3 protein-coding genes and 1 pseudogene are annotated in these 8,298 nt (G+C 57.7%); 2 read left to right on the top strand and 2 right to left on the bottom strand.

Annotated elements, in window-relative coordinates:
* Positions 1 to 415: 415 nt before the first annotated feature.
* On the top strand, positions 416 to 3,079 hold the full coding sequence (locus C3938_RS04715; protein ID WP_105102058.1) for an alpha-amylase family glycosyl hydrolase: 2,664 nt from the start codon (positions 416 to 418) through the stop codon (positions 3,077 to 3,079).
* 85 nt (positions 3,080 to 3,164) lie between these two features.
* The gene (pulA, locus tag C3938_RS04720) at positions 3,165 to 5,684 is read left to right on the top strand and encodes a type I pullulanase (protein ID WP_105102059.1); all 2,520 of its coding nucleotides are present in this window, start codon (positions 3,165 to 3,167) and stop codon (positions 5,682 to 5,684) included.
* A 63-nt stretch (positions 5,685 to 5,747) separates the two neighbouring features.
* Here pulA and C3938_RS04725 read toward each other — a convergent pair whose 3' ends face one another.
* A complete protein-coding gene (locus C3938_RS04725; RefSeq protein WP_105102060.1) occupies positions 5,748 to 6,851 on the bottom strand; it encodes an enoyl-CoA hydratase/isomerase family protein in 1,104 nt (367 codons plus the stop codon).
* Positions 6,852 to 7,544: 693 nt separating this feature from the next.
* Positions 7,545 to 8,266 (bottom strand): annotated as a pseudogene (locus C3938_RS04730) (IS3 family transposase); the annotation flags it as partial.
* Between the last annotated feature and the right edge of the window lie 32 nt (positions 8,267 to 8,298).

Below are 8,298 nucleotides of genomic sequence, written 5' to 3' on the forward strand. Positions count from 1 at the left end.
TTTTCTACCTCAACTGACTTTGCCCTCAGATTTCCATTTCGCACAAGATCAAATTTCAATCAAATCTGAAAACACTCCAGATAGCGTCATGTGCAGTGGCGTCGGGGGGCGAATGGACGACCACTACGCCCCAGTGGGGGCGGATGCGCGCGGTTACATCACTCGCTTAGCCTGTATACGCTCGCCGGTATTCAGTACCGCACAGGGCTGACGCCGGGCGCTAAAAATTCGATCAATAAAAAAATAATTAATAACGGTATACAGCGATGATCAAGCCCATATCTGGCGGCCGAACCCGGCTGGCGGCCGAACCCGGCTGTCTGTCATTCCCTGCCTGCTACTTTCTGCTTTTTCCTCTGGCGCATCGGCGGAATGGCATTTTCGCGGCACCCCCAACAACTGGTCGGCGGAAGCGATGACACAAGTCAGCGCCAACGAATTCCACACCTGCCAGAGTTTTGCCAACGGTGACGGCAATGGCGCACCCCGCTTCAAGATCGACCGCTATGGCGACTGGGCAGAAAACTACCCCTCTGCCGACTTCAGCGTAAGCGCAAACACCAATTACGAGATCACTTTTTTCAGCGACAGTCACAGTATTTCCGTCAGCGAAGTGGCCAGTTGCGATGACTCAGGCGGCTACACCGCCAATTTCCCCTCGCTCTATTTCCGCGGCACCCCCAACGCCTGGGGCACCACAGCCCTGCAACTGGTAGCGGACAACACCTGGGAGTTGACGATCGATTTCGACGGCCAGGCGGACCAGCGCTACAAACTCGATCTGTACGGCGACTGGAGCCAGAACTATGGCGACGACGGCGGCGATGGCCTGCTCGACATCGGCGGCGGTGATATCTATACCAGCGTTTCCGGCAGCTATCTGTTGCGGGTCAACGACAGCGACTTTACCTATGAACTGGTGGGTGGCGGTGGAAGCGGTAGTGGGGGAAGCAGTAGCGGCGGGAGCAGCAGCGGTGGCAGTGGCAGTGGCGGCGACAGCTGGTATTTCCGCGGCACCGCAAATGGCTGGGCGGCCACTGAAATGACCAGCAGCGACGGCAGTCACTTCTGCACCGAACAGAGCTTCGCCAGTGGCGATGCCGGCGGCGGGCCGCGCTTCAAGATCGACCACTTTGCCGACTGGACGGAAAGCTACCCCACGGGGGACTACGCGGTAAATGCCAACACGGATTACGCAATCTGCTTTGACGCCACCACACAGGCCATCACCGCCACGGCGCTCGGCGGCTCCTCCTCCGGAGGTTCATCCAGCAGTTCGTCCGGCGGCTCGTCGTCGGGCAGCGGCAGTGATTTCCGTGCGGAAACCATTTACTTCGTACTGACCGCGCGCTTCTACGACGGCGACCCCGGCAACAATTACTACAACCGCGACCGCATTATGCCCGGTGACCCGCAGTGGCGCGGCGACTTTAAGGGCCTGATCCAGCAGCTGGATTACATCAAAGACCTGGGCTTTAGCGCCATCTGGATCACCCCACCGGTGGAAAACCGCAGCGGTCTCGACTACCACGGCTACCACGCCTACGACTGGACCAAGGTTGACCCGCGTCTGGAATCCCCGGATGCCACCTATCAGGATTTCATCAACGCCGCCCACGCAAAAGGTATCAAAGTCATTCAGGACGTGGTGGTGAACCACTCCAGCCAGTACGGCATTCGCAACCAGGTGTGGATCGACCACCTGCCAATCAAGTACTACGTCCCCCAGGGCAGCAGCCAGGGCATGATCAGTAACGACCCCTACTTCGGCCATCTCGGCGACTACCAAAGCGCCTTCCGCGACGACAACGACAACCCGGTAGCGCCGCAGTGGTTCCGCGACCGCCACAACGCTGACCCGGATGGCACAGTGCCGCTCGTCGACCCGAACACCGGTGTCACCGTGCCGCTGGCGGGCTACGACCCCAACCGCTTCTTCGGCATCGATGCGCAAAACCTGGACCCGGCCTGGTATCACCAGGACGGCTTTATGTCCGGCGGCGACTGGGAAAACCCCACCGCCCTGCAGAGCAAACATATGGCCGGCGACACCATCGATCTCGCCACCGGCAACCAGAACGTGAAGGACTATCTGAACAGCGCCATCGAGCAGTATCTGGATATGGGCGTAGACGCCATCCGTGTGGATACGGTCAAACACGTGGAGCGCGATGAACTGCTGAGCTATGTGCACGACTGGCAGGCGCACAAGCCGGGGCTGTTCGTTTTCGGTGAGGCACTGGTGAAAGGTCTGGGCTTTGGCTCGGAACTGGGCAACGACAACGCTTCCGCGGTGATTCGTCCCTGGTGGTACACCCGCACCGGCAGTGACCCGGGAAATCCGCAGGGAGATTCCGATTTCGCAATGATCGACTTCCCGCTGTTCTCTACCTTCCGCGACAACGTCACCCGCGGCAGCTTCGGCGGTATCAAGGGCGCGCTGGATATGGACTGGACCTACGCCGACCCGACAGAACTGGTGACATTCTTTCAGAACCACGACGTGGGCCCGGATAACGACTTTAAATACCGCTTCGGCGGTGCCGAGTCGGATGCGGCCATGACCTACAACCTGCTGTGGACCATTCGCGGTATACCCACCCTCTACTACGGAGAGGAAATCATGTTCCAGGCGGGGCTACCGCAGGATATCCAGTCGTCCAACGATACCATCGACCAGACCGGGCGCGCCTACTACGGCCCGCACCTGGACAACCTGGCGGTCACCCAGAACCACAATCTGTACAAGCATATCCAGCGCCTGAACCAGATCCGACACGCCATTCCCGCATTGCAGAAAGGCCAGATGGAAAAGGTTAACGAGTGGGGCGCGGGCATGAGTTTTGTGCGCAATTACAGTGCCGGCAACTCTTATGCGGTGGTTGGTCTGGCGGCCGGTGGCGACCAGGGCATCAGCGTGTCAGGTATTCCCAATGGCACCTACACCGATGCGGTGACCGGTGCGCAGATCCAGGTGAGTAACGGCAGCATCAGCTTTACCGTCAAAGCCCACTCCGCCGGCGTCTATGTACTGAACGGCCCCGGCAAGATCGGCAGCGACGGCGTCTATTTGCGTTAAAGACCTGCACCAAAAAATATTTCACTACAGGGGCGCGGCTTCGGCCGCCCCCTTTCAACACATAAAAAATAAAGTGAAAAGAGCGATGAAAACAAAACTGATATTTACCGCATTGCTACTTTCCAGCGCGCACGCCAGTGCCGACTGGTATTTCCGCGGCACGCCCAATAGCTGGTCCCCGGAAGCCATGACATTTGTCAGCGGCACCCAATACAAAACCTGCCAACAATTTTCCGGGGGCGACGCCGGCGGCGGCCCCCGCTTCAAGATTGACCGCTACGCCAACTGGCAGGAGGCCTACCCCGCTTCCGATTACACCGTAGGCGCCAATAAAAGTTACGAAATCCTTTTTTACAGCGACAGCAAAACCATGCAGGTCACCGAGGTCGCCAATTGCGACGGCGGCAGCAGCGGCGGCCCCGCCAGCAACTTCCCCGGCCTGTCGTTCCGTGGCACCCCCAACGGCTGGGGCACCAGTGCAATGACCCTGACCGCGGACAACACCTGGCAATTACAGGTCAGCTTCGACGGCCAGGCCAACCAGCGCTTCAAGCTCGATGTGTACGGAGACTGGAGCCAGAACTACGGTGACAACAATAGCGATGGCGCGCTGGAGCTAAGCGGCGGCGATATTTACACGGGTGTCAGCGGCGACTATTTGCTGACGGTGAACGACGCCAACCTCAGCTACACTCTGGAGGCGGTTGCCTGCACGGGAAACTGTGGCGGCAGCGGGGGGAACGCCGAGACACTGGGTGCCCTCTACTCACCGGCGGAAACCACCTTCTCCCTGTGGTCTCCGGATCACAGTAATGTGCAACTGGTGCTGGACGGCCAGAGCCACACCATGAGCAAAGTCCCCGATGGTAATGGTCTCTCCGACGTTTACTCGGTGACCGTCAGCGGCGACTGGAAATTGAAACCCTACTATTTCGTGGTCAATGGCATCGCCGTGCGCGACCCCTACGGCAAAATGGTGGAGCCCAATACCAACAACAATATCGTGCTGGATCTCAGCAATACCGATCTGCCCGGCGGCTGGTCGCCGCGCCCGCAATTCACCGCACGCGAAGACGCGGTGATTTACGAGGTGCACGTGCGCGACTTCACCATCGCGCCAGAGTCCGGCGTCAGCAGCAACAAGCGCGGTAAATTCCTCGGCATGGTGGAAAGCGGCACCCAGTTTAACGGCGTTGCCACCGGCATCGACCACCTCAAGGAGCTGGGTGTTACCCACGTGCAGTTGATGCCCGCATACGATTTCGGTTCCTGCGCGAACCTGGCCGATACCAGCTGCTACAACTGGGGCTACGACCCGCGTAATTACAGCATCCCGGAAGAGCGCTATTCGCAAACGCCGTACGATTACGAAAACCGCGTCCGCGAATTCAAACAGATGGTGGACGAATTTCACAAGGCCGGCATTCGCGTGATTATGGATGTGGTGTACAACCACACCTACGCCAAGGAAATGTTCGAGCCCATTTCCGCCAGCTACTACACGCCCACCGACCTGTCGGGCACCGGTAACAGCATCGATGCCAATGTGCCCATGGTGAGCCGCATGATTCGCGATTCGCTGGAATACTGGGTGGATGAATACAACATCGACGGTTTCCGTTTCGACCTGATCGGTATTTTCGATTACGACGAGGTGGGCGAATGGGGCAGCTACCTGAACAGCAAATTCCCGGATAGAAACCTGCTGATTTACGGTGAGCCCTGGAATGGCTACGCCTCGGACCCGCGGGAACTGGAGCGGGTGCGGCTCGGCACCATCGGCCGTATTCACCAGTCTCACGTGGGCGTGTTCAACCCGAAATTCCGCGAGGCCATCAAGGGCCAGAACGACAACGGCGGCTGCAATTCCGGCGACTGCTTTGCCTTTAACAACAACCCGGATACCTGGCGTATCGAAGTGGGCAGCCGCGGCGCAATCCGGTACAGCAACAACCCCAACACTGCGATCGATTCCTGGGACCCGATGTTCGCCATGGACCCGGAACAGAGCATCAATTATGTCTCCGCCCACGACAACCTGACCCTGCGGGACAAGATCCTGCAGTGGGCGGATTTGAATGGCGTAAGCAGGAGCAGCGGCTACCTGCGCCGCATCCAGATGTTTGCCAATGGTATCGTCCTCACGAGCCAGGGTATTCCATTCCTGCACGGCGGTGTTGAATTGATGCGGGACAAAAAGGAAGACCACAACAGTTACAATTCACCGGATGCGGTCAACCAATACAACTGGCAGTGGAAAGTCGACAACGCCGATGTCTACGCCTACTACCGGGATGTTATCGCCCTGCGCCGCGCCCATCCGGCGTTCCGCATGACCAGCTGGGATGACATCGACCGGCATGTCATCAGCAACCGGCCGCGCTACGGTGTGGTGGTCAATCACATGGATGGCGCTGCGGTGGGGGACAGCTGGAGTGAAATTATCGTGATCTATAACAGCGCCGATAATTACACTTACAACCTGCCGGCGGGAGAGTGGAAGGTGGCGATGGAGAAGTCCGACCCCACTGCCGGCAATGGCCGTATCGTGAGCGATTCCGTAGTGGCCGAGGGTACGGCAGTTACGGTGCTGTACCGCGACTGAGGCGTTGCGCTGTGAACCTGTGGGCGGTATCCCGGTAGAGATACCGCCCTTGTTGTACCTGCCTCACAAATCCCGCAGAGGACTTTCGGACCAGGGCGAAGTAAAAAGGCGCTCCACATCGCCTCTGGAAACCGTCTCCAGGGAGGCGGGCTGCCACCGGGGATTCCGGTCTTTATCAATCAACAGTGCGCGAACCCCTTCCTTTACCTGGCCGCTGCTACACATATTCACCGCCAACGCCAACTCCATCCGCAACACATCGGCCAGCGACATATGCCGCGCGCGACGCAATTGCTCCCATACGATCCACGCCGTCAGCGGACAACCGGCCTTGAGGGTTTTCGCCGCGCGCAGCAGCCATTCATCATTCCCCTGGAAGTTCACGATGTTACGGTACACTTCGGGCAGCGTTGGGGCGTCGGTGAGATTCTGAATTGCGTCGTAGTGGGCGCGCACGTTGGATGGTGGGCGGGCGGGCTCCTCCATTTCCAGCGACTGCACAACGCGACTGACGAGGGTGCGATTGTGTTCCACATCGCTGCCAAACGGCTGTGCCGCGAGCGTCGCGCTCAACGTTTCTTTGCTCTCGCTCGGCAACAGTCTGTCCGCCATGCCGCAGTAGAGGGCATCTGCACCATTGAACTGGGCGCCGGTAAGACCGAGAAACAGGCCTGTGCGACCGGGCATGCGATTCAGAAACCAGCTGCCGCCGACATCGGGAAAAAGGCCGATGGTGATTTCGGGCATGGCCATGCGGGTGGTTTCGGTGACGATGCGGTGGCTGGCGCCGCTCATGATACCTATGCCGCCGCCCATGACGATGCCGCTGCCCCAGACGACAATGGGTTTGGGGTAGGTGTGGATACGGTAGTCGAGGCGGTATTCGCGACTGAAGAATTCCTCTACAAACCGGCTGGCACGCGGCTCCTCATAGCTGCCGGATTCCCGGTGAAGTGCCACTACATCGCCGCCGGCGCACAGGGCTTTGTCCCCTGCCCCGTCGATCCAGATACAGGCGATGGTGTCGTCTTTCTCCCACTCGTCCAGCTGTGCGGTCATCCGGTCGATCATGTCGAGATTGAGGGCATTGAGGGCTTTGGGCAGATTGAGCGTCAATTTGCCGAGAGCGCCCTGGCGTTCAGCGATGACGGGTGCTTCCTGGGTCATACTGGTTCCCGGTTGTCTGGTTTGGGGCAAAGTTAAACACAGATGGGTTGGTGGTGGCATTACCTCCTTCTTCCCTTCAAGTTCAGTGGTCCGTTTTTAAGCTGGCCCGGTGGTGACGAAGCACTGGGGATGGGTTGAGGGGGGCGCCTAGCTCGTGCCTCGCAAGGGGTTTACCGGTAGCAGTGCCGCCACCAAACAATCCAAGAACTTCCGCAGGACCCACGAGCAGAAACACCCCAAAAACCCAGGTTGAAGTTTCTCGCCAACCTGATAACTTGCGCCCAAATTCTGACCGACTGGAATCGAGCTCTAATGGCTGAATATGGGAATCTACCCTATTAAAACTACGTTAAGTATTGAGAAAGCATTGAAATTTCAGTTAAAAATAGGGGTTTTTGTCCCACATATAACTAGTAAAAGCGTAAAAATTGGGAACTCTTAGTATATTTAGTTAACTTTTAGTTATGTTGTATGCCAAAAGTTAACTTTTTAGGAGCTGGAATCCAGCCGTGCCAACAACCAGGTGTTCTAGGGTTTGCAGCCTGATCATGAGGGCGTTTGGTAGGGACATTTCTATATAATAGAACCCTGGTGTCCCCGTCTGAAGATGCCCCCTTGAGCTGGACTGATCGAGTATTGAGGTTTCATGGGGCTGTAATCCCCCCATTTTTAACCGCTCGTATTAGCAGAGAATTAGCCCACCTGTAGCAGTTGGGCTGGAGGTACTCCGCCGATAGCGGGATTCGGCCGCTCATTATTGTATTGCCACAGCCACTGAGTAGCTAATAGCTGGGCATGGGCAACGCTGGTGAATTCGTGCAGATCAAGCCATTCGTGTCTGGCCGTCCGATTGAATCGTTCAATGTAAGCGTTCTGAGTTGGCTTCCCGGGCTGGATATATATCAGCGTTATTCGCTTTTCGTTCGCCCACTCCACCAGTGCCTGAGAGATGTACTCTGGTCCATTATCGCAGCGAAGGGCGGCGGGCTTACCACGCCATTCAACGATCTGATCCAGTGCCCGTATCACCCGTGCCGAGGGCAGCGACAAGTCGACTTCGATGCCCAGCCCCTCGCGGTTATAGTCATCGATGACATTGAACGTACGAAGCGATTTTCCGCTGACGAGCTGATCGCTCATAAAGTCCATTGACCAGACCCGGTTCGGAGCCGTCGGTACATCCAGTTCGCCGGGGTAATCTCGCTTGATCCGCCGTCTTGGCTGGATGCGAAGGTTTAGCTCCAGTTCACGATAGAGGGGTATACGCGTTTGTGATTCCAGCCATAGCCTTTTACGTTACGTAGATACATAGAGCACAGCCCGAATCTCTACCGCTTGTGGGTCTGCGTCAGCTTAAGCAGCCAGTCAGCGATGACGCTGTTCTCGCTTATGCCGTAAACCTCGCAGGCCAGCCGTTTCCGACCAACCGAGGCATACTCGTGTCGCC

The sequence above is a fragment of the Microbulbifer pacificus genome (assembly GCF_002959965.1).
In the GTDB taxonomy this organism is placed as follows: Bacteria; Pseudomonadota; Gammaproteobacteria; order Pseudomonadales; family Cellvibrionaceae; genus Microbulbifer; species Microbulbifer pacificus_A.